The sequence below is a fragment of the Streptomyces sp. CA189 genome (assembly GCF_056428985.1).
Map to the genome: position 1 here is coordinate 25,442 of NZ_JBWJVM010000059.1, position 24,085 is coordinate 49,526.

Below are 24,085 nucleotides of genomic sequence, written 5' to 3' on the forward strand. Positions count from 1 at the left end.
TACCGAGCGAATGGACGATGAGATGAGACGACGGCTTTTGGCGATCACCGCGGCCGGTGTGGCCGCGATCCTCGCGCTGGGCGGCGGGACGGCCGCGACGGCGACCGAGGCCGCGGGTACGAACCCGGACGGCGGCAAGGGCGGCAAGGGCCTGTGTGCGCCGGGCGTGCCGGTCGGTCCGGAAGGGGAGAAGTTCTACGATCCGCCGTCGCCGCTGCCCGAGGGGGAGCACGGTGACCTGATCTGGGCCCGCCGAGTCGACGCCCCCGACGGTGCGCGCGCCTGCCGGATCCTGTACCTCTCGACCCTGCAGAACGGCACCCGCGTCGCCGTCTCGGGCATCGTGGCCTGGCCCGACGCCCCCGCGCCGCGAAGCGGCCGCAACGTCGTGGCCTGGGCGCACGGGACCGTGGGCGGACCGCGCCAGTGCGCGCCCTCCGCGGCGGCGAACCCGGCGACCGACCTCGTCGGCTACTACACCTACGACAGCCCGTGGGGCATCGACGTCGGCGTGCCGGCGCTGACGCAGTTCCTCGACTCCGGGGACGTCGTGGTCGGTACGGACTACCAGGGCCTGGGGACCCCCGGCGTGCACCAGTACACGGTCGCCGTGACCGAGACGAACAACGTCCTGGACTCGGTGCGGGCGGCCCGCCAGATCACGGACACGCATGCGAACGGCAAGGCGGCCGTGCTGGGCTGGTCGCAGGGCGGCGGTGCGGCGGCGTTCATCGCCCAGAACTACAAGGCGTACACCCCGGAGACCCAGCTCGTCGGCATCGCGGCGCTGGCGCCCGCCGCCAACCTGGGACCGGACTTCCGCGGCCTGGTGCTGCCCGGCCCGACGTCCGCCACCTCGCCCTCCCACAACGCGGCGCTGCGCATCAACGTCTACCGGGGCTTCCTCGCGGCCTACCCCGAGCTGAAGGCCGAGGACGTGCTGAAGCCGGCCGGTCTGGAGGCGCTGCGCGGTGACGGGGTGATGTGCATCGAGCACCTCGCCGACGTGATCCAGAACAACGTGGGCAACGCCGGGCAGCTCGACACGCTGTTCCAGCCGCTGTCGGTGGTGCCGGAGGCCTGGCACCGGCGCTTCCGCGAGAACACCGCGGGCCTGGTCGCCTCGGTGGCGCCGGTCCTGGTGATGCAGGGGACGGCGGACACCGTCATCAACCCGAACTCCACCGACGAGTACGTGAAGCGGGCCTGCCGGTTCGGCAAGCCGGTCGAGTACACGAAGTACCAGGGGGCGACGCACCAGACGATCCCCAACGTCGCGGAGCCGGAGTACCTGGGCTGGATCGCGGACCGCTTCGCGGGCAGGCCCGCTCCGTCGAACTGCCCGTGACGTGACGGGTCTCTGAGCGAGATCCGAGCAGTACGTGAAGGCTCCCGGCCGGTGGACCACACCGGCCGGGAGCCTTCGTACGTGGGGGCCGCCCAGGTCAGCGGCCGACCGGGTCAGCGGCCGACCGGGACCGGGGCCGCGTCCGCGGCGGGCGCGGGCTCGGTGGCCGGGGTCGCCGCCGACGCGGTCTCCGGGGCTGTTTCCGCGTCCGGAGCGGCGTTGAACTCGGTCAGCATCTGGTGTGTTAACTGCACCTTCTCTGGCTCGTTGGGCAGGGCGACGTGTCCCCCGCTCAAGGAGAGCCCGAGTGGAACCCAACCTGCACCACGACCTGATCGAGGGTCGGGCCGATGTACCTCGTCTCGGTTCGGTGGCCAAGCTGGAGACCCAGCATCCGCCCTACGCCGTCCTCAACGCGTCTGGGGAGGTAGTCGAGCCCGTCCTTTCGTACCTTCGTGATCTCGCGCTCAGCGACAACAGCCCGCTGACCGGCCGTAGCTACGCACATGACCTTCTGCGTTGGTTCCGGCTGCTGTGGTTTCTCGACCTGTCGTGGGACAAGGCGTCAGAGGCAGAGGCCGCCGCACTCGTGGGGTGGCTTCGTACGGCGCCCAATCCGCAGCGTCGCCGTAGCAACCTGGACTCGCCCCCGCCTGGGTCGGCGAACCCACGCACGGGTAAGCGGTACCTCCAGGCCGGCTATGCGCCGAGCACGATCAACCACGCTTTGACCGTGGTCAGCAGCTTCTACGCCTTCCACCGCCACTACGGACGTGGCCCGCTGACCAACCCTGTTCCGGATTCCGTCGCACAACGAAGGGCGCTGGCACACCGAAGCCCCACCGAGCCGGCGCAGCCGTTCCGGCGGGCCCGGCTGCGGCAGCGAGTGTCGAAGGGCGACCCAAGGGCGATTTCCGACGTTCTGTGGGACGAGTTCTTCGCAGCGATGACCCATGACCGGGACCGGGCCGCTGTCCTGCTCTACGTCTCCAGCGGCGCCAGGGCCGAGGAGTTGCTGGGGGTCACCCCGGCCGATATCGACTGGTCAGGGCAGGTCTTCCACGTGATCTCCAAAGGGACAAGGGAACGGGACCCCGTACCGGCCAGCCCGCAGGCCCTGATCGTGCTCGCGGCCTACCTCGACTCCATCGGACTGCCCGCCGCCCACGAGCCGGCACTGCGGACGCGGCGCGGCCCCGACAAGCCGCTGAGTTACTGGGCGATGCGCCGGGTCATCCAGCGGGCCAACGCCAAGATCGGCACGAACTGGACGCTGCACGATCTCCGCCACACGGCAGCCAGTCGTATGGCGAACGACCCGAACCTCACCCTGACCGAAGTCCGGGCGATCCTCCGGCACTCCGACCTGGCGACCACGGGCCGCTACCTCAACGCTCGCGTCGAGGACCTCTTCGATGCCCTCCAGGAGCACTACAACCGGCCGAAGGCCGTGCGCAGTATTGCGCCCGGCTACGACGCGGACGACTTCAAGGCGGTGTTCGGTGCCTAACCGCCACACTCCCGACACCTACACGGCGCGAAACCGCCGCATCGCCTCAGACCGAGAGAGGGCACGGTCAGAGGCGCCGAGGAGCCGGTTCTCCACGGCGTCAGTGAAGGCCGCACCGGCACCGCGGCCAGAGGTCTCACCGGCACCGTTCGGGGATCTCTCCCGGGCGACGTTGGAGGAGGTTCGGGAGATCGCCACAGGAGCGCTTAAGGGTCGTTCGGACCGTTCCCACGCGAACAAGCGGCGCCGGGGTATGACCCTGCTGCTTGCCCACTTGGAGACGCTGCCAGGGGAGACCTGGCAGCAGCGGTGGGAGGTGAGCGGCTTCGACGGCGAGAACGCACCCTCGGTCAACATCCTCGCGCGTGAGGGCTTTCAGTACGACGGCTTCGACCTGATCACAGCCGCCAAGATGGCCTTCTGTCTTCGGGTGATCCAGCCGTCTGTGTCCGGCTTCCGCGCCAACAAGTTCACGCGGTACGCCGAGCCCTTCCGGGAGATCCAGAACGACCCACTCCTGGACCGGTTCTTCGAGGTCGTTGACGGACACTCCACGATGGGACACGTCCACAAGTCACGTGCGAAGTTCGATCTCACCTGCGCGCTGACGACTCAGGGCATCGCACTCGAACATCTGACGCCTGCGGCTCTGCTGCACTACTCACTGGAGTCGAAGCGTCTCGGGCTGACCCACGGGGCCAACAAGAATCGCAACTGTTTCGCTGCCCTCGGTGCCTGGCAGGTGCTCCACGCAATGGGGCACTTTCCGGCTGAGACGCCACCGACGCTCAGGACGTTCGTGTACCGCGGTCAGCGGACGATCGAGGAGCTGGTGGACCGCTACGCGATCGAAAACCTCTCTGTCCGACGGCTGTTGATCGACTACTTGGCCCGCAGGCGGGCGGAGACGGACTACATCACTATCGAGGGCCTTACCCGGAACCTGGCCAAGCACTTCTGGGCCAAGATCGAGGAGCTCAGCCCAGGACACCCTGACCTGGCCCTCGGCCAAGACCTCTACGACCAGTGGCGAGCCGAGCTCCAGACGTGCACCACTGGTGGCGGCCAGGAGCTCCGGAAGCGCCTGGACCCGGAATCCATCCTCCTTGCCGTTCGCGGCCTTTACGTCGACCTCCATAGCTGGGCCGTCGAAGAGCCGGAGCGGTGGGCGCAGTGGGTCGTTCCGTGTCCCATCCGTCCACAGGATGTGAAGGGGTTCGGGAAGCGCAGGCGGGACATCAACCGGCGAATGGCGGACCGGGTCCGTGTCCGGCAGCCGCTCCTGCCCGCACTGGTGGCCCACGTCGAAGCACGCCACGAGTTCTACGCCGGCCTGTTGGATGCCGCTCGTCCGATCGCGCTCGGTGAGGAGTTCGTCCATCAAGGACGCCGTTACCGGCGCCGGGACTCCCAGTACGACCGGCGTATGGCTGTGGCGGAGGCGGAGCCGGCGGTGCGGATCACGGACGAAGGATCGGGCGAGCGGATCAACGTGACCGTTGCCGAGGAATCCGCTTTCTGGGAGTGGGCGGCGGTCGAGGTACTACGGCACAGTGGTGTCCGGGTTGAGGAACTCTGCGAGCTCACGCACTTGAGCATCCGCCAGTACCAACGGCCTAACGGCGAGGTCATCGCCCTGTTGGTGGTCGCGCCGTCAAAGAGCGAGCGCGAGCGAGTGATTCCGATGTCGGCCGAGCTGTTCCACGCCGTTGCGCAAATCCTTCGCCGCCATACACGCAATGGCAGGACCGTCCCCTTGGTGACCCGGTACGACCCGCATGAACGGACGTGGTCGGAACGGATGCCCTTCCTCATGCAGCGGCACCTCGGGACTGCGATCGGTGTTATGTCTGGCGCAACGGTGCTGGCCATGCTTGGCCGCAGCTGCAAGGAGCTGGCCAAGACCAACCGCGCCTTTGAGGGTCTGACGTTCACCCCGCATGACTTCCGTCGGCTGTTCGCCACCGAGGTTGTCAACGGTGGTCTGCCGATCCACATCGGAGCTGCCCTGCTTGGTCACCTGAATCTGCAGACGACGCAGGGATACGTCGCAGTGTTCGCCGAGGATGTGGTCGGCCACTACCAGGCTTTCCTCAACCACCGGCGGTCTCTGAGGCCCGAGGTGGAATACGGCGAGGTCACCCCACAGGAATGGAACGAGTTCGAGGAGCACTTTGACAAGCGCAAGGTGGAGCTGGGCAACTGCGCGCGGCCCTACGGGACGCCATGCCAGCACGAGCATGCCTGCATCCGCTGCCCCATGCTCCAGATCAACCCCAAGATGCTGCCTAGGCTCGCGGAGCTGGAGAAGGACCTTCTCCTCCGCCGCAAGAAGGCGGAGGAGGAGCAGTGGCTCGGTGAGATCGACGGCATCGATCTGACGCTGACGTTCCTCCGCACGAAACAGGCTGAGGCGTCCAGGCTGACAGGACGGCCAGTCGTCGACCTCGGGCTTCCCCGGCCGCGCAGCCGGTGATCAGACCTGTCAGTGACCCGTGTTTGGATACGTCATCGGTCTTGCTGAGGGGGAAACGTGACACGTACGACACCACCGCGCCCGCTGGACGTGGCCGCCGACCTTCCGGACTTGGCGGGCCTGGCCAGGACGGCCACCCGGCTGCACCCGCGCCCGGGAGACCCCACCATTCACGACAGCTCGGTGGGTGGGCCCCTGCTGTGGCCGGCCGACGAGCCGTGGCCGACGTACGCGCCGACATACCGGCCCTATGGGCCGCTGACCACACTCGCAGATATACGTACACGGAGGGACATCCTCACGGTTGCGTGGGCACGGCCCCGTGGGCCACGCGAGAACCTGCTGACCGCACAGGAGCAGGAGGTCATCAACCGGATCAGTGCCGGGTATTCACCGGAGCTATTGCCGGAGGGTCCACTCCCGCTGATCCCGGTCGCGCAGTTCTATGCCCGCGACGTCCCAGGGCTCCAATGCCCGGAGGGCACGGACATGCTCCAGGTCCTGTGGGCGCCGTTCGAGGAAATCGAAGGGTGCTCCGAAGCCGTGCAGCTGCGATGGCGACTGTCATGCGACGTACAGGATGCCCTGGTGGAGCCGCCCGAGCCCGTGTACGTCGACCAGAGCGAGCACGTGCCGGCACCGTGTGCCCTGCACCCGGAGCGAGTTCGCGAATTCCCTCCGACTCACATCCTCAACGACGCGCAGGAGAAGGGCCTGCGTGCCTGGGTGGAAGGGCGATCGGTGGACTACTGGTGGGATCTGTCTGTAGCCCCGGGCTGGAAGCTGGGCGGCTGGCCCGCACACTTCACCTTCCGCGACCCGGCAGAGTCCGACGAGTTGCACTGCGGCGAGTGCGGCGGGCCCGTTGAGGCGCTTCTCACCGTCGACAGCAGCGAGTGGGACGGCGCGAGCGGCAGCTGGCGTCCTGTCGAGGACGGCGAGGACAAGGCCCCGAATCCGTACCGGAAGGCGCATGACCCCACCCTGGTGACCATCGGACGCGGCTACACCCTTCAGATCTACAGGTGCGTCAGCACGCCGTCCCACCTTCCGCGGACGATCATGCAGTAGCGCAGATTCCGGGGAGGGGCGGAGCAACAAGGCGCCGCCCCTCCCCGGTTCTCTAGGGCTACGGAGAGTCCGCCAGGGTTTTCAGCGAACGAGGACACCTGAATCCGTGGCCTCGGAACCGGCCTGCTTCGGGGCTGCACCGGGTACCTCCGCCGTCAGCTCCTCGTCGCCCTCCTCCCGATTGAGTGAAGTGCAGAGAAGCTGGGTGAAGCCGAAGAAGTAGGTGGCGGCGAAGCCCACGAGGTAGCCGACCGCCAGGCCGCCCGCGTAGATCGCGATGGTCATCCCCATGCCCGACTTGCCGTCCAGCAGCGGGAACAGCGCCCAGCCCGAGGGGCCGATGGCGGTGGAGCCGAAGGCGGTGCCGAGCTGGTTGAAGAGGCCTACGAAGGCTCCGCCCGCGGCGCCGCCGATGCAGGCGGTGATGAAGGGGCGGCCCAGGGGCAGGGAGACCCCGTAGATCAGGGGCTCGCCGACACCGAGGAAGCCGGCCGGGAGGGCGGACTTGATGGTGGCGCGGATCGAGCGGTTGTGCGGGAGCTTGTAGTAGACGGCGATGGCCGCGCCGACCTGGCCCGCGCCCGCCATGGCGAGGATGGGGAGCAGGACGGTGTAGCCGGTCTGCTCGATCAGGGTGGTGTGGATGGGGATCAGGGCCTGGTGCAGGCCCAGCATGACCAGCGGGAGGAAGAGTCCGCCGAGGACCAGGCCCGCGAAGGCCCCGCCGGTGGCGAGCAGCCAGGTGGCGAAGGTGCCGATGGCGCTGGAGACCTCACCGGCGACGAACATCAGGCCGAAGATGGTGACCAGGCCGGAGATCAGCACCGTGAGGGTGGGGGTGACCAGGACGTCCAGGGCCTCCGGGACCCACTTGCGGCACCACTTCTCCACCTGGACGGCGAGCAGCGCGGCCGCCAGTGCGCCGAGGACGCCGCCCTGGCCGGGGGAGAGCTGCTGGCCGAAGGCGTCGATCTTCGCGACGCCCGGGAAGACGATGATCGCGGCGACCGCGCCGCCGAGGATGGCGGTGCCGCCGAACTCCTTGGCCGTGTTGTAGCCGACGAACACCGCGATCAGGGACATGAACCCGGAGGCCATCGCGGCGAGCGCCGGGACGACGGCCGGCACCCAGCCCATGTTGGTGAGGAACCCGTTGAGCCCGGCGATGATGCCGCAGCCGATCAGGGCCGGGATCAGCGGGACGAAGATGTTCGCGATGCGGCGCAGGAACAGCTTGAAGGGGGTGGAGTTCTTCGCCTTCTGGGCGTTCTTCATGGCCGCGCCCTGGGCGGCGAGTTCCTCGGCGGTGTGGCCGGCGCCGGTCCCGGCGGGTGCCGGGGCGGTGGCGGAGGCGGCGGAGGCCGAGCGGCCTTCCGCGACCAGGGCCTCGAACTCGGGGGTGACGCGGGCGACGGTGCCCGGTCCCAGCACGATCTGGTACGTGTCGTCCTCGACGACGCCCATCACGGCGGGGAGGGCCTTGAGGGCCTCGTCCTGGACCAGGGAGCGGTCGTGCAGGGTGATCCGCAGGCGGGTCATGCAGTGCGCGATGGAGAGGATGTTGTCCGGACCGCCGACCAGGGGAAGGATCGCGGCGGCTGTGGCGCGGTTCTTGTCAGTGGACATCGTGGGGTTCGCCTTGCTGCTGGGGGGCGGCGGGGGTGGGCAGGGGGGGCAGGGGTGGGTCAGCGCGGGGTCTGGGTGAGGGCGGCCCGGAGGTGGCCCCGGGAGGCGGTGAGCAGTTCGGCGGCCGTGGGGCCGTCGACTCCGCCGAGGATGACGAGGATGGCCTGCTTGACCTCGCCGTCGGCGGCGGTGAGCGCGGCCTCGATCTCGGCGTCGGGGGCGCCGGTGGCCAGCGAGACGATGCGGCGGGCGCGGGCGCGCAGCTTCTCGTTGGAGGAGCGCATGTCGACCATCAGGTTTCCGTAGGTCTTGCCGAGCCGGATCATCGTGAGGGTCGAGATGAGGTTGAGGACGAGCTTCTGTGCGGTGCCGGCCTTCAACCGGGTGGACCCGGTGAGGAGTTCGGGGCCGACGACCACCTCGATGCCGTGGTCGGCGGCCGCGGCGAGCGCGGAGCCGGCGTTGCAGGACAGGCCGACGGTGAGCGCGCCGCGGTCGCGGGCGAACTCGACGGCGCCGATCGCGTACGGGGTGCGGCCGGAGGCGGAGATCCCGATGACGGTGTCGTCCGCGGTCAGGGCCAGCGAGGTCAGGTCCTCGGCGGCCAGTTCCTTGGAGTCCTCGGCGCCTTCGACGGCCTTGACCATGGCGGAGGGGCCGCCCGCGATCAGGCCGACGACCTCGGAGGGGTCGGTGTTGAAGGTGGGCGGGCACTCGCTGGCGTCCAGTACGCCCATCCGGCCGGCGGTGCCGGCGCCCGCGTAGATCAGGCGCCCGCCGCGGGCCATCCGCTCGGCGATCCCGTCGATGGCGGCGGCGATCGTCTCCAGCTCACCGGCGACGGCGGCCGGGACGGTGGCGTCCTCGGCGTTCATCAGGCGGGCGATCTCGAGGGTGGAGAGCTGGTCGATCTCGGCCAGTTCGGGGCGGAAGGCCTCGGTGGTCAAGGTGGCGAGCTGGGCGCGGAGTTCGGCGTACGCGGTCATGGGCTTCGGCTCCTGAGGTACGGGCTGCTAGCGGGTGGTGCTGTTGCGCTTGGCGGTGGGTACGGGGGTGTGGTGGCGGGGCGCGAGCGCCTCGTACGAGGCCGCGAGCGCGGGCGCCGCCGTCTCGTAGGTCTGCTGGGCGACGCCGACGAAGAGGCAGTCGACGACGAGGAGCTGGCTGGTCCGGCTCGACATGGCCGCCGGCCGCAGCTGGGTCTCGCGGGCGGCCGAGGTGGCCAGCACGAGGTCGGCGTAGTGGACGACGGGGGAGTTGGCGCGGGCCGTGAGCGCGAGGGTGGTGGCGCCGTGTTCGAAGGCGGTCCGCAGGGGCTCGATGACGTCGCCGGTGCCGCCGGAGTGGGTGATGGCGACGGCCACGTCGCCGGGGCGGAGCAGCACGGCGGTGGTGACGGCCAGGTGCGGGTCGTTGTGCGCGTGGGCGATCAGGCCGATGCGCGACAGCTTCTGTGCGAGGTCCTGGGCGACGAGGCCGGAGGCGCCGACGCCGTAGATCTCGATGCGGCGGGCGGCCGCGAGGGCGGCGACGGCCGAGCCGAGGGCGGCGACGTCGAGTCCGGCGGCGGTGTCGGTGAGGGTCTGCGCCTCTTCCTGGGCCAGCTTGGCGACCACGTCCGCGAGGGAGTCGTCGACGGCTATGTCCACGGTGACGGCGGGGGCCGCGCCGGACTCCTGCTGGGCGGCGAGCGCGGCGAGCGCGAGGCGCAGGTCGCGGTAGCCGGGGTAGCCGAGGAGGCGGGCGGTGCGGACGACGGTGGCCTCGCTGGTGCCGGTGCGGGCGGCGAGGTCGCTGACGGTGAGCGCGGCGCAGGCCGCGGGGTCCTCGGCGACGGCCTCGGCGACGGCCTGCATGGAGCGGGTCATCGAGGGGCCGAGGCTGCGGACGCGGGCCCGCAGGGCGGCGGGGGCGGGGACGGGGACGCCGGTCGCGCCCGCGCCGCCACTGAAGGTTTCTTTCACGTTCTTGCTCACCCTTGAAACTTATTTTCAGAGGGGTGGGAACGTCAAGACGCCATAAGTCACCGGCGGAAGAGGACCTTCGCCACACGGCCCGTCCGGGTCCACAATGTGTCCATGGACCACGCGACCCCCCTTGAACAGGCGCTGCACGCCGCACGCGCCCTGGTACTCGCCGATCTCGTCGCGGGCGAGGTCGCCGAGGCCGATGTCGTCTCCCTCGTCGAGGACGCGGTCACGCACCGCCGCTGGTGGGTGGAGGAGTGGCCGGAAGGCGTCGACTACCTCGCCGGACTCGTCGCCCAGGACGTGAAGGACGCGCTGCTGGAGAAGTACGGGCGCTGGCCGCTGTGCCCGGTCTGCGGCCACGGCGAGCCGCACGCGCTGGACGTGGAGCCCGAGCTCGGACCGGACCCGATGTGGGTGTGCTCGGAGGCCGGCGTGCGGGTGGCGCCGGTGGGCGGCCTGGGACCGGTCCTCGGCGGCCTCGGCTCCGGGAGCGGTTCGGCCGTCGGGTACGGCGAATGAGCCGCCGGTGACGGTGTACATCGACCCGCCCGACTGGCCGGGTCACGGCCGCATGTGGTCGCACCTGGTCAGCGACGCCTCGTTCGAGGAACTGCACGCCTTCGCGGCGTCGATCGGCTGCCCGCCGAAGGCCTTCGAACGCGACCACTACGACGTCCCGGAGCACCGCTACGCGGACGCGGTGGGCGCGGGCGCGGTGGAGATCGGCAGCAAGGAGCTGGTCCGGCGGCTGACGGCCGCCGGCCTGCGGAGGCCCAAGGGGCGGCCGGCGTAGCCCTGGCGTGCGGGGCCGGTTGTCGGTGGCGGGGGCTAGCCTCCGGGAATGATCGTGATGCCCGGTGACGACCGCCGCTTTCCCGCTGCCCTGGCCGAGGTGGCCCGGGTCGAGTTCGACTACGGGGACGAGGGCGAGGGCGTCGACTTCGAGCCCTACGAGGCCTTCGTGTCCGCCGAGGACACCACGGACTGGCTGCGCCACTGGACGGGGAACCACGAGCTCGAGGGGGACGCGTACCGGGTCTTCGGCCAGGACGGCTCCGGCGGCCTCGCCGCTGTGTGGTGCGTCCGTCCGGGGCAGCCCCTCGACCGTCAGCCCGTGGTGTTCATGGGGTCGGAGGGCGAGGTCGGCCTGGTCGCCGGTGACCTGTCCGGATTCCTGTGGGTGCTCGCGGACGGCTTCGGGCCACGGGAAGCGGCCCTGTACGCGGAGCGGGCGGCGCGGCCGGACGCGGCCCTCGCGGAGATGGCCGGGCGGCACGCCACCGCACCGCGCAGGCCCGCTCTGGAGATCGTCGCCGAGGCGCGGGCGGAGTTCGCGAGCTTCGAGGCGGACCTCGACGAGCTCTGCCGCTGACCCGCACCTGGCGGGTGCGCCTACCTCGCCTACCCCGCCTGATCCGCGGCAGCCCGCGCCGTGGCCGGCAGGGCCGACGCCGAGCCGGTCACCAGGCGCGTGGGGACCACCGTACGGCGGTCCAGGCGGAGGGCCGCGAGGCCCAGGGCGATGGCGGTGACGGTCATCGCGCCGCCTGCCCAGGCGGTGGCGGAGTAGCCGTATCCGGCGTCGATGACGGTGCCGCCGAGCCAGGGTCCGCCGGTGTTGCCGAGGTTGAACGCGGCCGTGGTGGTCGCGCCCGCCAGGGTCGGGGCGGCGCCCGCGACGTTGAACATGCGGGCGTTGAGCGCCGGGGCCGTGAAGAACGCCGAGAAGCCGAGCAGGAACGAGAGGGCGATCGCGGCCGCCGCGGTGGAGGCCAGCAGGGCCAGCGCCGCCAGGAAGACGGTGGAGGCGGTGATGCCCCACAGCATCACCCCGAACAGGTGCGCGTCGGCGATCCGCCCGCCCACCGTGGTGCCCACCAGCGCGCCGATCCCGAAGAGGCCGAGGATCCAGGGGACCCACGTCGAACCGAGCCCGGCCACGTCCGTGAGCAGCGGGGACAGGTAGCTGAAGGCGCAGAAGACGCCGCCCGCGGCGAGCGCCGTGATGCCGATCGACAGCCACACCTGGCGGTCGCGGTAGATGCGCAGCTCGCGCGCGAGGGACGGCTTCTCGGCGGGCAGCGGGATCTTGGGGATCAGCGCGAGGATGCCGACGAGCGCGACGGCGGAAGCGGCGCCGACCGCCCAGAACGCGGAACGCCAGCCCAGGTGCTCACCGAGGAACGCGCCGGCCGGCACGCCCAGGACGTTGGCGATCGACAGCCCGCCGATCATGACGGCCATCGCGCGGGCCCGCTGGTGCTGCTCGACCATGGCGATGGCCACGGCGGCGCCGACCGCCCAGAAGCCGGCGCAGGCGAGCGCCGAGACGATGCGGGAGGCGAAGAGCAGCTCGTACGAGGGGGCCAGCGCGCCCGCGACCTGCCCGAGGCCGAAGAGGCTGATCAGCGAGAGCAGCGTGGTGCGCCGGGGCAGCCGCAGCGTGGCGACGGCGAGCAGGGGCGCCCCGACGACCATGCCGATCGCGAAGGCGGATATGAGCAGGCCCGCCTGGGGGATGGTGACGCCCATGTCCTCGGCGATGGGTGGCAGGAGCCCGGAGAGCATGAACTCGCTGGTACCGAGTGCGAAGACGGAGAGGCCGAGGATGTAGACGGCGACGGGCATGCGGGTGCGTTCGGCTGCGGCGGGCATGAACTACCTCAACCATGACGAAGGGGATCACATTCCCGGCTAATCGGAGGGCTCGCCGAGATCTGCCAGTTCCGCGGCCAGGTTCGCGCGGGCCGGGGCCTCCCAGTGCGCGGCCCCGTACGCGGTGCGGAAGAGGCGGGGCAGCTCCAGGAGCTGCCGCAGCACGGCGGCCCGGCCGGCGCGGAAGGCCTCGTCGGGGACGAAGCCGTACTCGGCGCGCACGGCTGCCGCGTAGGCGGCGTACTCCTGCGCCGTGCCCGCCAGGACTCCCAGGTCGGCGTCGCAGAGCAGTTCGCCGTTGGCGTCGCCGGGCGCGGGGTCGTGGGTGATCGTGAGCCGGACGAGGCGGGCCACCTCGGCGGTGCGGGCGCCGTCGATGCCGAGCTCGGGCAGGGCGCGCTCGGCGAGGGCGGCGCTGCGCTCCTCGTTCTCGGAGCGGTCGGGCCGGTAGACGGCGTCGTGGAACCAGGCGGCGAGCTCGACGGCGGCACGGTCCGCCGCCGCTGCCTCCTCCTCCCCGCCGAGCACGTCGATGCGTGCGAGTACGTCGGCCAGGTGCGCGGTGGTGTGGTACCTGCGCTGCGGCTCCGCCCAGGCGGTGAGGAGGCGGTCGGCGTACGGGGCGGGGTCCCGGTTGTCGGCGGCTCCGGCGGCGGCGGTGGTGGCGTGCCAGCGGGCGCGGAGGTCCTGCTCGCGGTGCGTGTCGGACGTCATGGCGGATGTCATGCGCACATTGTGGTGGTGGCGTGATTGTGCTGGTGAAGGGTGGGCGAAGGCCCGTACCCTGGATATTGGACTAGACCTATTTTCCAATGTGGGACGAAGGATGGGATTACATGAGCAACCGTGCGCTCCTGGAGGTGATCGCCCTCGACGTGGAGGACGCGGTCGCGGCCCAGGCCGGTGGGGCGGACCGACTCGAACTGGTCACCGACATGGCCGCCGACGGGCTCACCCCGCCGCGCGAGACCTTCGCGGCGATCCGGGCGGCGGTCGACATCCGGCTGCGCGTGATGCTCCGGAAGGCGGACGGCTTCTCGGCGGGCTCCGCGCAGGACGTGGAACGCCTGGTGGAGGAGGCGCGGGCGCTGCGCGCCGAGGGGGCGGAGGAGTTCGTGCTGGGCTTCCTGAACCCCGACGGCAGCCCCGACCTCGCCGCCGTCGAGGCGGTCGTGGCGGAGCTCGGCGGCTGCGGGTGGACCTTCCACCGCGCGATCGACCGCGCGGCGGACCGTGACCAGCTCCGCAAGGCGGTCGCGGACCTGCCCGGGCTCGACACGTACCTGACCGCCGGGGCGGCGGGCGGGGTCGACGAGGGCCTGCCGGTGCTGCTGGCGGAAGCGGCGAAGGCCGGCACCCCCGGCTACGAGCCGCGCATCCTGGTGGGCGGCGGGCTGGCCCTCTCCCACCTCCCGGTCCTGCGGGAAGCGGGCATCGACGCCTTCCACATCGGCGGCGCGGCCCGCCCTTCCGGGTGGGACCGGTCGGTGTCGGCGGCGGCCGTCGCGGAGTGGCGCTCGGCCTTGGCCTGACCTGCCCGGACCGGGGGTGAGTGAGGGCGGCCTGCGGGGCGGAGTCCCCTACCCTCCCCCAGACTCCGTCCGGGGGAGGGTAGGGGACAGCCCCGCAGGGCTACGCCAGGGCCCCCGGCATAGGGCTCGCGTGGAGGACGGTCAGGCCCGAGACGGCTCGGGTGAGGCAGACGTAGAGGCGGCGCAGGCCGGTGCGCTCGTCGGGCTCGCCCGCCACCACGTCCGCCGGCTCGTGCAGCACGACGTAGTCGTACTCCAGACCCTTCGCGAGCGACGCCGGCACCAGCGTCAGCCGCGACTCCGCCGTCGTCTCCTCGCCGGGCGAGAGGTAGGGCAGGCCCGCCGCCAGCAGCGCCTCCCCGAGCTCCGGGATCCGCACGTCCGCCGCGATCAGCCCGATCGACCCCTCGTACACGAGCGAAGCCCGGCACGCGTCCACGGCCGCGCCCGTCGGATCGGTGACCGGCGAGACCACCAGCGAGCCCGGGGTCTCACGGACCGAGGCGACCGGAGCCAGGCCCGGCGAGATCGCCGGCAGCAGCCGCGAGGCGTAGGCGATCACCTCGCGCGGCACGCGGAAGCCCGCCGTCAGTTCCTCCAGCACCGCGCCCGGCTTGCCCAGATGCCCCAGCGCCTCGTCCCAACTCCGCGTCGCCCACGGGGTCGTGCCCTGCGCGAGGTCCCCGAGGACCGTCGCCGAGCCGGTCGTGCAGCGCCGCCCGACCGCCCGGTACTGCATCGGGGACAGGTCCTGCGCCTCGTCGAGGACGACATGGCCGAGCGAGTGCGTGCGCTCCACCAGGTCCGTCACCTCGTCGATCAGCACCAGGTCCGCCGCCGACCACTTCGCCGACTTCACGCTGCGGGCCGGCTTGGCCCACAGCAGCAGCTCCTGCTCCTCCGCCGACAGGATCCCCTCCGCGTGCTCCGCGAGGAACTCCGCGTCCGAGAGCAGCCGCAGCACCAGCCTGGTCGGTTCCACCAGCGGCCACACCGCCTTGACCACGGCCTTCACGGCGGGATTGCGCGCCACCGCGTCCTGGACCCGGTCGTCGGGCGCCTCGCCCGCCTGCTCCATCCGTACGAGGACCGCGTGCGCGATCCGCTGCGGGAGGGCGTTGCGGGCGGCTCCGTAGCGGATGTCGCGGTTCTGGAGCTCGGCGACGATCTCGGCGATCTCGTACGCGGGCACCCGCCAGCGGCGCGATCCGCGGACCACCATCAGCGGTTCGACGGGCTCGCTGACATGGGAGTGGACGGAGCGGCGCAGTACCTCCGCCATCCGGGCGTCGCCCTTGACCACCGCGGTTTCGGCGGCGTCCGCGCCGCGCACCTCCAGGTCCGCGCGGGCGACCAGGTCGTCGACCGTGGCCTGCTTGACCTCCAGCTCGCCGAGGGCGGGCAGGACCTGCTCGATGTAGTGCAGGAAGGAACGGTTCGGCCCGATGACCAGGGTGCCGGTACGGGCGAGGCGGTCGCGGTGCGCGTAGAGGAGGTACGCGACCCGGTGCAGGCCGACGGCCGTCTTGCCCGTACCGGGACCGCCCTGCACGCAGACGGAGCCCGACAGGCCGGAACGGACGATCTCGTCCTGCTCGGGCTGGATCGTCGCCACGATGTCGCGCATGGGGCCGACGCGCGGGCGCTCGATCTCCTGCTGGAGCAGCTTGCTGACCGCCGCCGCCTCGGCGGGGTCGGAGAGGTCCTCGTCCTCGTACGCGGTCAGCTCGCCGCCCGTGTAACCGAAGCGGCGGCGCAGCGCGATGTCCTGCGGGTCGTTCTTGGAGGCCCGGTAGAAGGGCTGGGAGACGGGCGCGCGCCAGTCGATCACCATGGGGTCGCCGCCGGCGTCGTGGACGTGGCGGCGGCCGATGTAGAACTGCTCGCCCTCCGCGCCCTCGGCGAGCTCCGCGCCGGGCGCGTGCAGGTAGTTGAGGCGGCCGAAGAAGAGGGGGGTGTGGGCGAGGTCGGCGAGGGCCTTGATCCGGTCGTCGATCTGGGCCTGCAGGACGATCGCGTTGACCCAGTTCGCGGTGACGTCGCGGATGTCGAGGTTCTCGACGTCCTCGCGCATCGCGCGGAGCGCGGACCGGGAAGAGGCGAGGTGGGCCCGCTCGCGACCCAGCGGGTCGGTGGGGGCCGCGGCTGCGTCGGAGTCGGGGTCGACGTCGGGGTCGGCGTCGGGGTCGGTGACGTGGGCGTGCGCGGGCACGGAACTGCCTCCATCTGCTGAGGACCTGCGTGATGCGGGCGGACGGGCCCGCCGGTTTCCGAGCGGCGGGCGGCGCTCCCGGTGACGCGGCGGGAGGCGGCAAGAGCGGAGATTCTAGCCATCGCGGAGGCGCTGCGCGAATGGATAAAGAGGGCCGAAAGTCCTTCGGGGCGGTGACCCCGTACGGGGGTTGTTCGGTCCGTGTCCTCCTTCGGACAGAGCCCGTAGGGGGAGGCATGGGCCAGGAGGAGGAGGCCGGAGACGTGGAGGTTCAGCCCTCAGGGCGATGTGACAAGCCGGTCGAAAACCGACCATGGATACATGAGCACCGCAACCTACACCCCGGTCCAGGGTCGCCGCCCTCGCGGCGCCACCGCCACTTCCGACTCCCGCCCCCGCCACAGCGTCGGCAGCGTCCTGCGCGCGGCCAAGGTCTTCGCGGCGACCGCCGTGAGCGTGGTCGTCCTCGGTGAATACTCCGAGGACGCGGGCGTCATACGACACTGAGGGCCACTGAGGCACTGATCGCGGCCATCCTCTTCGCCCCGGCCGCCTGGCTGCCGACCGGCGTACTGAAGGCCGTCCTGGTGTGGGGCAGCGCCGGCCTGTTCGCCCTGCTGATCCTGCTGTCCTGCCGGCTGGCGGGCCTGCGGGCCCGGCCGGGCGCCGTCCTGGCCGCCACCGTCGCCGGGCTGTGGGTGGAGCCGCTGTTCCAGACCCCGCTGTCCGCCCAGATCGCCCTGGCCCTGGCCTGCCCCGTCCTGTGGGACCTGCACCGGCCGAGCGGCGCGCTCGGCAAGGGCTTCGCGCTGGGCACGGCCGCCGGGATCACCCTTGCCCCGGCGCTGCTGATCCCGTACCTCCTGCTGACCGGCCGGATCAGGGCCGGGCTGACCGTCCCCCTGCTCACGGCCCTGCTCGCCGCCGCCCTGCGCCGCCGGTCACCCCTCGGGCAGCAGGATGTCCGTGTCGTCGAAGACCCGCAGCACCACGAGCAGCAGCCGCCCGCGCGACACCATGTACTCGGCCACGATCTGCGAGGTGAGCCGGATCTCGCGGTCCTGCTCACCCGCTCCTATCGGCCGGGACAGCTCCGTGTACGGATCGCGGGCCAGGATGTCGAGCGCCTTGTCGAACGAGGCGCGCCGCACCGGTTCCAACCGGTCCCGATCGCGGCCCGCCGACTCCGTGAAGAGGACCTCGTAGATCTCCTGGTGCGTCATACGACCAGCGTAGTGTTCGGCCACCTCGTCCGTCAGCCGTCGGCCAGCAGCTCGTCGGCGTCCATGATCCGGTAGGCGTAGCCCTGTTCGGCCAGGAAGCGCTGGCGGTGCGCGGCGAAGTCCTGGTCGATGGTGTCGCGGGCGACCACCGAATAGAAGCGCGCCTCGTGGCCGTCGGCCTTCGGGCGCAGCACCCGGCCGAGCCGCTGGGCCTCCTCCTGGCGGGAGCCGAAGGTGCCGGACACCTGGATGGCGACCGTGGCCTCGGGCAGGTCAATGGAGAAGTTCGCGACCTTCGAGACGACCAGCACGCTGATCTCGCCCTCGCGGAAGGCGTTGAAGAGCTTCTCGCGCTGCGCGTTGGAGGTCTCGCCCTTGATGACGGGCGCGTCGAGGTGCTCGCCGAGCTCGTCGAGCTGGTCGATGTACTGCCCGATGACCAGCGTCTGCTCGCCCGCGTGCTTGCGCACCAGCGCCTCGGTGACCTTCCGCTTGGTGGCGGTGGTCGCGCAGAAGCGGTACTTCTCCTCCGTCTCGGCGGTCGCGTAGGCGAGGCGCTCCGACTCGGTCAGGTTGACCCGCACCTCGACGCAGTCGGCCGGCGCGATGTAGCCCTGCGCCTCGATCTCCTTCCACGGGGCGTCGAACCGCTTGGGCCCGATCAGCGAGAACACGTCCGACTCGCGCCCGTCCTCGCGCACCAGCGTCGCCGTCAGCCCGAGCCGCCGCCGCGCCTGGAGGTCCGCGGTGAACTTGAACACCGGAGCCGGCAGCAGGTGCACCTCGTCGTAGAGGATCAGGCCCCAGTCCCGGGAGTCGAAGAGCTCCAGGTGCGGGTAGATGCCCTTCCGCTTCGTGGTCAGGACCTGGTACGTGGCGATCGTGACGGGCCGGATCTCCTTGCGGGTGCCGGAGTACTCGCCGATCTCCTCCTCGGTCAGCGAGGTCCGCTTGATCAGCTCGTGCTTCCACTGGCGGGCGGAGACGGTGTTCGTGACCAGGATCAGCGTGGTCGCCTTGGCCTTCGCCATCGCGCCCGCGCCGACCAGCGTCTTGCCGGCGCCGCAGGGCAGCACGACCACGCCGGAGCCGCCGTGCCAGAAGCCCTCGACGGCCTGCTGCTGGTAGGGGCGCAGCGCCCAGCCGGTCTCGTCGAGCTCGATGGGGTGCGCTTCGCCGTCCACGTACCCGGCGAGGTCCTCGGCCGGCCAGCCCAGCTTGAGCAGGGTCTGCTTGATCTGCCCGCGCTCGGAGGGGTGTACGGCGACGGTGTCGGCGTCGAGGCGCGCGCCGACCAGCGGGGCGATCCGCTTCGACCGCAGGATCTCCTCCAGCACCGGCCGGTCGGTGCTGGTCAGGACCAGCCCGTGGACGGGGTGCTTGGAGAGGGTGAGCCGGCCGTACCGGGCCATGGTCTCGGCGACGTCGACGAGCAGCGCGTGCGGGACGGGGTAGCGGGAGAACTCCACGAGCGCGTCCACGACCTGCTCGGCGTCGTGCCCGGCGGCCCGCGCGTTCCACAGGCCGAGCGGCGTGATCCGGTAGGTGTGGATGTGCTCGGGAGCACGCTCCAGCTCGGCGAAGGGCGCGATGGCGCGCCGCGCGGCCGCCGAGAGCTCGTGGTCGATCTCGAGGAGGAGCGTCTTGTCGCTCTGGACGATCAGTGGACCATTCACACGCAGCGCCCCGTTTCATCTGGCCAAACCTCCAGTGTGCCGCATCGCCGCATGTTCAGGAACATGGCGCTCGGACGGTCCCGGGTGGTGCGGGGGCCGCGGCGGTCAGGTCGTTTCCTCGGCGCGGGTGGTGAGGCGGCCGGCCGCTCCGCGTCGGGACAGGCGGTCGTGTTCCCGGTCGGCCCAGCGTCGCACCCGGTCGGGTTCCAGTGGGGAGCCGTGGCCGACGTGGAGTCGCGTGGGGTCGAGGGCGAGCATGTCGCGGAGGCTGGCGAGGTTGCGCCGCGGGTCGTCGTGGAACGGCGGATTGGCCGGCCTGCCCGGGATGAGGCCCATGAAGGAGTTGGCCACCAGATCGCCGGCGACGAGGTCCCCCTCGTCGGTGAGGACCGAGATCGATCCGGCGGTGTGTCCGGGGGTGGGCATGATGCGGGCGGCGATCCCGAAGTCCTCCAGGGGGGTCTCGCCGCGGATCAGGACATCGGGGTCGAGGGGCTCGGCCTGGGCGTGCAGCTCCTTGCTCCGGTCCATGACGCGGCCCATCGGGCCGGTGGGCAGGTACGGTTCGCGGACCCGGCCGGAGCGGTACGGCCCGAGGTCGGCGATGTGGCCGGCGACGGGCGCGCCGGTGAGGCGGTGCAGTTCGGCGGCGGAGCCGAAGTGGTCGATGTGCCCGTGGGTGATGAAGATCAGCGAAACGTCGCGGGGGTCCACTCCGTGCTCGGTGATCCGGTCGTAGATCTTCCGGCCGCTGCCGGGTGTCCCGGCGTCGACGATCACGGGCCGGCGGCCCAGGAGCAGGTACGCGTTGATGGCCGTTCGGCCCATGACGGGGATGGGGATGACCTTCGTGCGGGACATGGCGTCCTCCATGAGGTGACGGACGGCTGCTGCCCGTGCGGGCATGCCGGGGATCCGCCGGGCTGCCGGCGGATGGTCGGTGCAGGGGTGCAGGGGTGCGGGGGTGCGGGTGTGGGTGGGGACGTGCCGGGGCCGGGGCGGGTCTTAGCGGAATCGGCGGCGGTATTCGGCGGGAGTGGTCCCCAGTCGGCGCTGGAAGGAGCGGTGCAAGGTCTCCACCGAGCCGAGGCCGCTGGCCGCGGCGATGTCCGGCAGGCTGCCGTCGCTCTCCTCCAGCAGCCGGCGGGCGGCTTCGAGGCGGGCGGACTCCACGTAGGCGGCGGCCGTGCCGTGGGTGCGCAGCCGGAACAGCCGGGAGAAGTGGCGCACGCTCAGGTGCAGTCGGGCGGCCAGGGCCTCTGCGGTGAGGTCCTCGGTGAGGTGGTCGGCGATCCACACGCGCAGCTCGTCGATCCGGTCGCCCGACGTGGCCGGGGCGGAGAGCGGAACGCTGAACTGGCTCTGCCCGCCGGAGCGTTTGACGTACATGACCATCATCCGCGCGGTGGCCAGGGCAAGGGCCTGGCCGTGGTCCTCGGCGACCATCGCCAGGGCCATGTCCAGCCCCGAGGTGACACCGGCGCAGGTCCACACGCTCCCGGACCGGATGAAGATCGGGTCCGGATCGACGGCGACCCGGGGATGGTCGGCCGCCAGCCGTGCGGCGGTGAGCCAGTGGGTCGTGGCGGACCGGCCGTCCAGCAGGCCCGCCGCGGCCAGCAGGTGCGCTCCCGCGCAGATCGACCCGGTCCGGCGCGCCGTCGGCGCCGCTTCGCGCAGCCAGCCGGTGACCTCGCCGTCGATGACGGGCTCGACCCCGTCGCCGACCAGATCGACGGCGCCGGCCACGAGCAGGGTGTCGACCCGGCCCCGCACCTCGTCGAGGGCCAGGTCCGCCAGCAGCCGGACGCCGCTGGAGGTGGCCACCGGCCCGCCGTCGGGCGTGGCGATCTGGACGAGATAGCCGGGGTGGTTCGTGCCCGCGACCCGTGTGGCGACCGAGAAGACCTCGGCCGGGCCGGTGACGTCCAGCAGTTCCACACCGGAGAAGGCCACGATGACGACTCTGTGCGGTGTGGTTGTGGTTGTGGCTGTGGGTGCGGCTGCGGCTGCGGCTGCGGGCATGTGCAGATCATTTCGCCCGGCCGCGATGGCTGCAATGACGAGGTTCTGTCACATCCGGCCACCCCGGGAGCGGTGTTACGCCCGCCCGGCGGCGAAGGCGAGGATCTCGGGGGCGGCCGCGCGCAGGGTGGGGAAGTGGCGGTGGGCTCCGGGGTGGGGGCCGGGGGTGTTGACCGTCCAGACCGTCATGCCCGCCGCGAGGCCCGACCGGACGCCCGAGGGGGCGTCCTCGATGACCAGGCAGTGGGCGGGGTCGGCGCCGAGGAGGGTCGCGCCCCGCAGGTACGGGACCGGCGAGGGCTTGCCCTCGGTGACGGAGGCGGCGTCCACGAGTACCGGCGGCACGGGCAGGCCGGTGCGGTCGAAGCGGCCGCGCACCCGGTGCTCGTAGTTCGAGGTGACCAGGCCCCAGCTCCCCGGGGGCAGGGCGGCCAGCAGCGCGGCGGCGCCGTCGAAGGCGGCGTAGTCGCCGGAGCGGACGTCCTCGTCCTCCAGCTCGTGCAGCGCGGCCAGGCACGCCTGCGGGTCCTGGTCCGGGGCGACGGCCGCGAAGGTCTCCATCGGGCGGGTCCGCAGGGCCACGGCGTACACGGCGTCCGGGTCCAGTCCGTGGCGGGCGGCCCAGGTCGCCCAGACCCGGCGCTGGTTGGCGACGGCGTCGACGAGTGTGCCGTCGACGTCGAACAGGACGTACCGGGCGGGCGGGACGGGAGGGGTGGCTGCGTTGGTCACCGGCGGATCATGCCAGGCCGCGCAGGAGCAGCTTCAGACCGCCCTCGAACTCCCGGTCCGGGGTGACCGAGCGGGCGTCGCGGGCGGTGGCCGTCATGTACGGGAACTCGTGCGGGGGGAGGCCGGCGATGGCGGTGGTTCCGGGTCCGGCCAGCGGCCCGAGGTGTTCCAGCTGGGTGGCGCCGATCACGTAGGCGATGAGCGCGCGCAGCGCGAGCACCCGCTCCTCGGCCTCGATGCCGGCCTCGGTGAGGACGCCGAGCACCGTTTCCGACCAGCGCAGGCCGCCCGGCGAGCGGTGCCGGTGGGTCAGGGTGAGCGGCAGCGTCGCCGGGTGGGCGCTCATGGTGTCGCGCAGGCGGCAGGCCAGGACCGTGATCCGTCCGGGCCAGGGCCCGGGGGGCGGCGGGGTGGTGTCGACACCGCTGAGGACGAGCGCGACGACGAGCGCTTCGAGTTCCTCGCGGTCGCGCACGTAGCGGTACAGGGCCATGGGGCTGATGCCGAGCTCGGTGGCGACGGCGCGCATGGAGAGGCCGGGGAGCCCGTCGCGGTCGATGACGGCGAGGGCGGCGGCGGCCAGTTGGTCCGGGGTGTGCGAGCGGGGGCGTGGCATGACGGTTGACAGCGTACGGGATACACCTACGCTGGGGAGGTAGGCGTACGACATACGCCTACGCCTGTCGAGGGAAGGGTTTCCCATGCTCGAACCCGGTTCCGTGGTGCCCGCACGCCTGCTCACGTCCGTCACGTCCGGCGCGTCCGTCGGGGGAGGGGCCGTTTCCGTGCCCGACCCGGAGCGGCTCGTCCATCTGCAGTTCCGGCGCTTCGCCGGCTGCCCCGTCTGCCACCTCCACCTGCGGTCCGTCGTCCGGCGCCACGCGGAGATCGAGGCCGCCGGGATCCGCGAAGTCGTGCTCTTCCACTCCTCCGCGGAGGAACTGCGGCGGCACACCGCCGACTTCCCCTTCGCCGTGATCGCCGACCCGGAGAAGCGGCTGTACCGGGAGTTCGGCGTCGAGTCCTCCCCGCGCTCCCTGCTGGACCCGCGCGCCTGGGGCCCGGTGGTGTGGGCGATCGCCCGGTCGGCCGTCGAGGTGGTGCGGGGCCGGGAGCGGCTCCCCTCCCCGCGGCAGCCGGGCGGGCGGCTCGGGCTGCCCGCCGACCTGCTGATCGGGCCGGACGGGAGGGTGCTGGCCGTACGGTACGGAGAGCACGTCAACGACCAGTGGTCCGTTGACGAGTTGCTCCGGCTGGCGGCGGACCGATATCCCGTGGGCGCCGGGGGCGGGGCTGCGTAGGGTCGCCGCATGACAACTGATCAGCAGGGTTTCGTGCCGCCGGCCGAGGAGTTCGACGTGCCCGTCCGGCTCGTCGGGGAGGGCTTCCGGCTGGAGCCCCTCGGCCCCGAGCACAACGAGAGGGACCTCGCCGCCTGGAGCGGGAGCATCGCGCACGTGCGCGCGACGCCCGGGTTCCTGGGGGACTGGCCTCCGCTGGAGGGCATGAGCCCCGAGGCGAACCTCGCCGACCTGGTGCGCCACGCGCGGGACTTCGCCGAACGGCGGGGATTCACCTACAGCGTCCTGGAGGCGGAGCGGGGCGAGGAGGAGGGGGACGGGGGCGGCGAGGTCATCGGGTGCCTCTACATCTACCCCGCGAAGGACGAACCGGGGCGCGTGCACGTCACTTCCTGGGTGCGAGGCGACCGGGCCGCGCTCGACAAGGCCCTGTACGAGGCCGTCACGCGCTGGCTCGCCGAGGCCTGGCCGTTCGACGCGGAGCGCATCGACTACGCGGCGAGGTGAGCAACGCCGGAGGGGCCCGGCCCACGCGGTGCGTGGACCGGGCCCCTTCGGGTCGTCGTACGGGGTGACTAGTGCTGTGGCCGGAAAGGTTTGCCGGGTCGCGGTGTCCGGTGCGGTGCATCGCAAGGCGGAGGACCGCGACTCGTACTGGACGTACCGTCGTGGTCCGACAACGCGGCGAGGTGCCGTGCCGGGCGCCGTGACACGGTGAACCCTTCCGG

General features: G+C 71.7%; 24 protein-coding genes. 12 read left to right on the forward strand and 12 right to left on the reverse strand.

Annotated features, from left to right (window positions below; genetic code table 11):
* The first annotated feature begins 22 nt into the window (after positions 1 to 22).
* Positions 23 to 1,348 carry a lipase family protein gene (locus AC061S_RS32070; RefSeq protein WP_478689388.1) on the forward strand — a complete coding sequence of 442 codons (1,326 nt, stop codon included), beginning with the start codon at positions 23 to 25 and terminating at the stop codon, positions 1,346 to 1,348.
* A gap of 113 nt (positions 1,349 to 1,461) precedes the next feature.
* On the opposite strand, the gene AC061S_RS32075 is transcribed toward AC061S_RS32070, so the two are convergent.
* Positions 1,462 to 1,644, reverse strand: a complete 183-nt coding sequence (locus AC061S_RS32075) for a hypothetical protein (protein ID WP_478689389.1) — start codon at positions 1,642 to 1,644, stop codon at positions 1,462 to 1,464.
* A gap of 11 nt (positions 1,645 to 1,655) precedes the next feature.
* On the opposite strand from AC061S_RS32075, the gene AC061S_RS32080 reads away from it, so the two are divergent.
* From AC061S_RS32080 to AC061S_RS32090, 3 genes are all read left to right on the forward strand, one after another.
* Positions 1,656 to 2,858: a tyrosine-type recombinase/integrase gene (locus AC061S_RS32080; RefSeq protein WP_478689390.1), complete on the forward strand. Its 1,203-nt coding sequence runs from the start codon at positions 1,656 to 1,658 to the stop codon at positions 2,856 to 2,858.
* A 253-nt stretch (positions 2,859 to 3,111) separates the two neighbouring features.
* Positions 3,112 to 5,334, forward strand: coding sequence for a site-specific integrase (locus AC061S_RS32085; protein ID WP_478689391.1), 2,223 nt, complete (start codon positions 3,112 to 3,114; stop codon positions 5,332 to 5,334).
* A gap of 489 nt (positions 5,335 to 5,823) precedes the next feature.
* On the forward strand, positions 5,824 to 6,405 hold the full coding sequence (locus AC061S_RS32090; RefSeq protein WP_478689392.1) for a hypothetical protein: 582 nt from the start codon (positions 5,824 to 5,826) through the stop codon (positions 6,403 to 6,405).
* A gap of 81 nt (positions 6,406 to 6,486) precedes the next feature.
* Here AC061S_RS32090 and AC061S_RS32095 read toward each other — a convergent pair whose 3' ends face one another.
* From AC061S_RS32095 to AC061S_RS32105, 3 genes are read right to left on the reverse strand one after another with little or no spacing between them, the layout of a single operon-like run.
* Complete coding sequence (locus tag AC061S_RS32095) at positions 6,487 to 8,031, reverse strand: PTS transporter subunit EIIC (RefSeq protein ID WP_478689393.1); 1,545 nt, start codon at positions 8,029 to 8,031, stop codon at positions 6,487 to 6,489.
* Between the two features lie 59 nt (positions 8,032 to 8,090).
* Complete coding sequence (gene murQ, locus AC061S_RS32100; RefSeq protein WP_478689394.1) at positions 8,091 to 9,017, reverse strand: N-acetylmuramic acid 6-phosphate etherase; 927 nt, start codon at positions 9,015 to 9,017, stop codon at positions 8,091 to 8,093.
* A gap of 27 nt (positions 9,018 to 9,044) precedes the next feature.
* Positions 9,045 to 10,007: a MurR/RpiR family transcriptional regulator gene (locus AC061S_RS32105; protein WP_478689395.1), complete on the reverse strand. Its 963-nt coding sequence runs from the start codon at positions 10,005 to 10,007 to the stop codon at positions 9,045 to 9,047.
* Positions 10,008 to 10,109: 102 nt separating this feature from the next.
* Here AC061S_RS32105 and AC061S_RS32110 point away from each other — a divergent pair, with 102 nt between their 5' ends.
* Genes AC061S_RS32110 through AC061S_RS32120 form a run of 3 tightly spaced genes read left to right on the forward strand, consistent with a single transcriptional unit; the run spans position 10,110 to position 11,373 of the window.
* Positions 10,110 to 10,520, forward strand: a complete 411-nt coding sequence (locus AC061S_RS32110) for a hypothetical protein (protein ID WP_478689396.1) — start codon at positions 10,110 to 10,112, stop codon at positions 10,518 to 10,520.
* A gap of 7 nt (positions 10,521 to 10,527) precedes the next feature.
* Complete coding sequence (locus AC061S_RS32115) at positions 10,528 to 10,794, forward strand: DUF4031 domain-containing protein (protein WP_478689397.1); 267 nt, start codon at positions 10,528 to 10,530, stop codon at positions 10,792 to 10,794.
* Positions 10,795 to 10,842: 48 nt separating this feature from the next.
* The gene (locus tag AC061S_RS32120) at positions 10,843 to 11,373 is read left to right on the forward strand and encodes an SMI1/KNR4 family protein (protein ID WP_478689398.1); all 531 of its coding nucleotides are present in this window, start codon (positions 10,843 to 10,845) and stop codon (positions 11,371 to 11,373) included.
* 29 nt (positions 11,374 to 11,402) lie between these two features.
* Here the strand turns inward: AC061S_RS32120 and AC061S_RS32125 are convergent, their stop codons facing one another.
* Positions 11,403 to 12,629, reverse strand: a complete 1,227-nt coding sequence (locus AC061S_RS32125) for a Cmx/CmrA family chloramphenicol efflux MFS transporter (protein ID WP_478689415.1) — start codon at positions 12,627 to 12,629, stop codon at positions 11,403 to 11,405.
* A gap of 66 nt (positions 12,630 to 12,695) precedes the next feature.
* Positions 12,696 to 13,382, reverse strand: coding sequence for an HD domain-containing protein (locus tag AC061S_RS32130; protein WP_478689399.1), 687 nt, complete (start codon positions 13,380 to 13,382; stop codon positions 12,696 to 12,698).
* 110 nt (positions 13,383 to 13,492) lie between these two features.
* On the opposite strand from AC061S_RS32130, the gene AC061S_RS32135 reads away from it, so the two are divergent.
* A complete protein-coding gene (locus tag AC061S_RS32135) occupies positions 13,493 to 14,188 on the forward strand; it encodes a copper homeostasis protein CutC (protein WP_478689400.1) in 696 nt (231 codons plus the stop codon).
* 100 nt (positions 14,189 to 14,288) lie between these two features.
* On the opposite strand, the gene AC061S_RS32140 is transcribed toward AC061S_RS32135, so the two are convergent.
* The gene (locus AC061S_RS32140; protein WP_478689401.1) at positions 14,289 to 16,400 is read right to left on the reverse strand and encodes a HelD family protein; all 2,112 of its coding nucleotides are present in this window, start codon (positions 16,398 to 16,400) and stop codon (positions 14,289 to 14,291) included.
* A gap of 321 nt (positions 16,401 to 16,721) precedes the next feature.
* Between AC061S_RS32140 and AC061S_RS32145 the strand changes: the two genes are divergently transcribed.
* Together AC061S_RS32145 and AC061S_RS32150 are read left to right on the forward strand one after the other, a co-directional pair.
* Complete coding sequence (locus AC061S_RS32145; protein WP_243339576.1) at positions 16,722 to 16,907, forward strand: hypothetical protein; 186 nt, start codon at positions 16,722 to 16,724, stop codon at positions 16,905 to 16,907.
* Between the two features lie 26 nt (positions 16,908 to 16,933).
* The gene (locus tag AC061S_RS32150; RefSeq protein ID WP_478689416.1) at positions 16,934 to 17,698 is read left to right on the forward strand and encodes a glycosyltransferase family 87 protein; all 765 of its coding nucleotides are present in this window, start codon (positions 16,934 to 16,936) and stop codon (positions 17,696 to 17,698) included.
* Here the strand turns inward: AC061S_RS32150 and AC061S_RS32155 are convergent.
* From AC061S_RS32155 to AC061S_RS32175, 5 genes are all read right to left on the reverse strand, one after another.
* Positions 17,656 to 19,299 (reverse strand): DNA repair helicase XPB, encoded by a 1,644-nt coding sequence (locus AC061S_RS32155; RefSeq protein WP_478689402.1) that lies wholly within the window; start codon positions 19,297 to 19,299, stop codon positions 17,656 to 17,658. The genes AC061S_RS32150 and AC061S_RS32155 overlap by 43 nt on opposite strands.
* Before the next feature lie 105 nt (positions 19,300 to 19,404).
* The gene (locus tag AC061S_RS32160; RefSeq protein WP_478689403.1) at positions 19,405 to 20,160 is read right to left on the reverse strand and encodes an MBL fold metallo-hydrolase; all 756 of its coding nucleotides are present in this window, start codon (positions 20,158 to 20,160) and stop codon (positions 19,405 to 19,407) included.
* 144 nt (positions 20,161 to 20,304) lie between these two features.
* Positions 20,305 to 21,324, reverse strand: a complete 1,020-nt coding sequence (locus AC061S_RS32165; RefSeq protein WP_478689404.1) for a GlxA family transcriptional regulator — start codon at positions 21,322 to 21,324, stop codon at positions 20,305 to 20,307.
* Positions 21,325 to 21,399: 75 nt separating this feature from the next.
* The gene (locus AC061S_RS32170) at positions 21,400 to 22,056 is read right to left on the reverse strand and encodes an HAD family hydrolase (RefSeq protein ID WP_478689405.1); all 657 of its coding nucleotides are present in this window, start codon (positions 22,054 to 22,056) and stop codon (positions 21,400 to 21,402) included.
* A 7-nt stretch (positions 22,057 to 22,063) separates the two neighbouring features.
* Positions 22,064 to 22,672: a TetR/AcrR family transcriptional regulator gene (locus tag AC061S_RS32175; protein ID WP_478689406.1), complete on the reverse strand. Its 609-nt coding sequence runs from the start codon at positions 22,670 to 22,672 to the stop codon at positions 22,064 to 22,066.
* 85 nt (positions 22,673 to 22,757) lie between these two features.
* Between AC061S_RS32175 and AC061S_RS32180 the strand changes: the two genes are divergently transcribed.
* Together AC061S_RS32180 and AC061S_RS32185 are read left to right on the forward strand one after the other, a co-directional pair.
* A complete protein-coding gene (locus tag AC061S_RS32180) occupies positions 22,758 to 23,357 on the forward strand; it encodes a peroxiredoxin-like family protein (RefSeq protein ID WP_478689407.1) in 600 nt (199 codons plus the stop codon).
* Positions 23,358 to 23,366: 9 nt separating this feature from the next.
* On the forward strand, positions 23,367 to 23,864 hold the full coding sequence (locus tag AC061S_RS32185) for an N-acetyltransferase (protein ID WP_478689408.1): 498 nt from the start codon (positions 23,367 to 23,369) through the stop codon (positions 23,862 to 23,864).
* Positions 23,865 to 24,085: the final 221 nt, after the last annotated feature.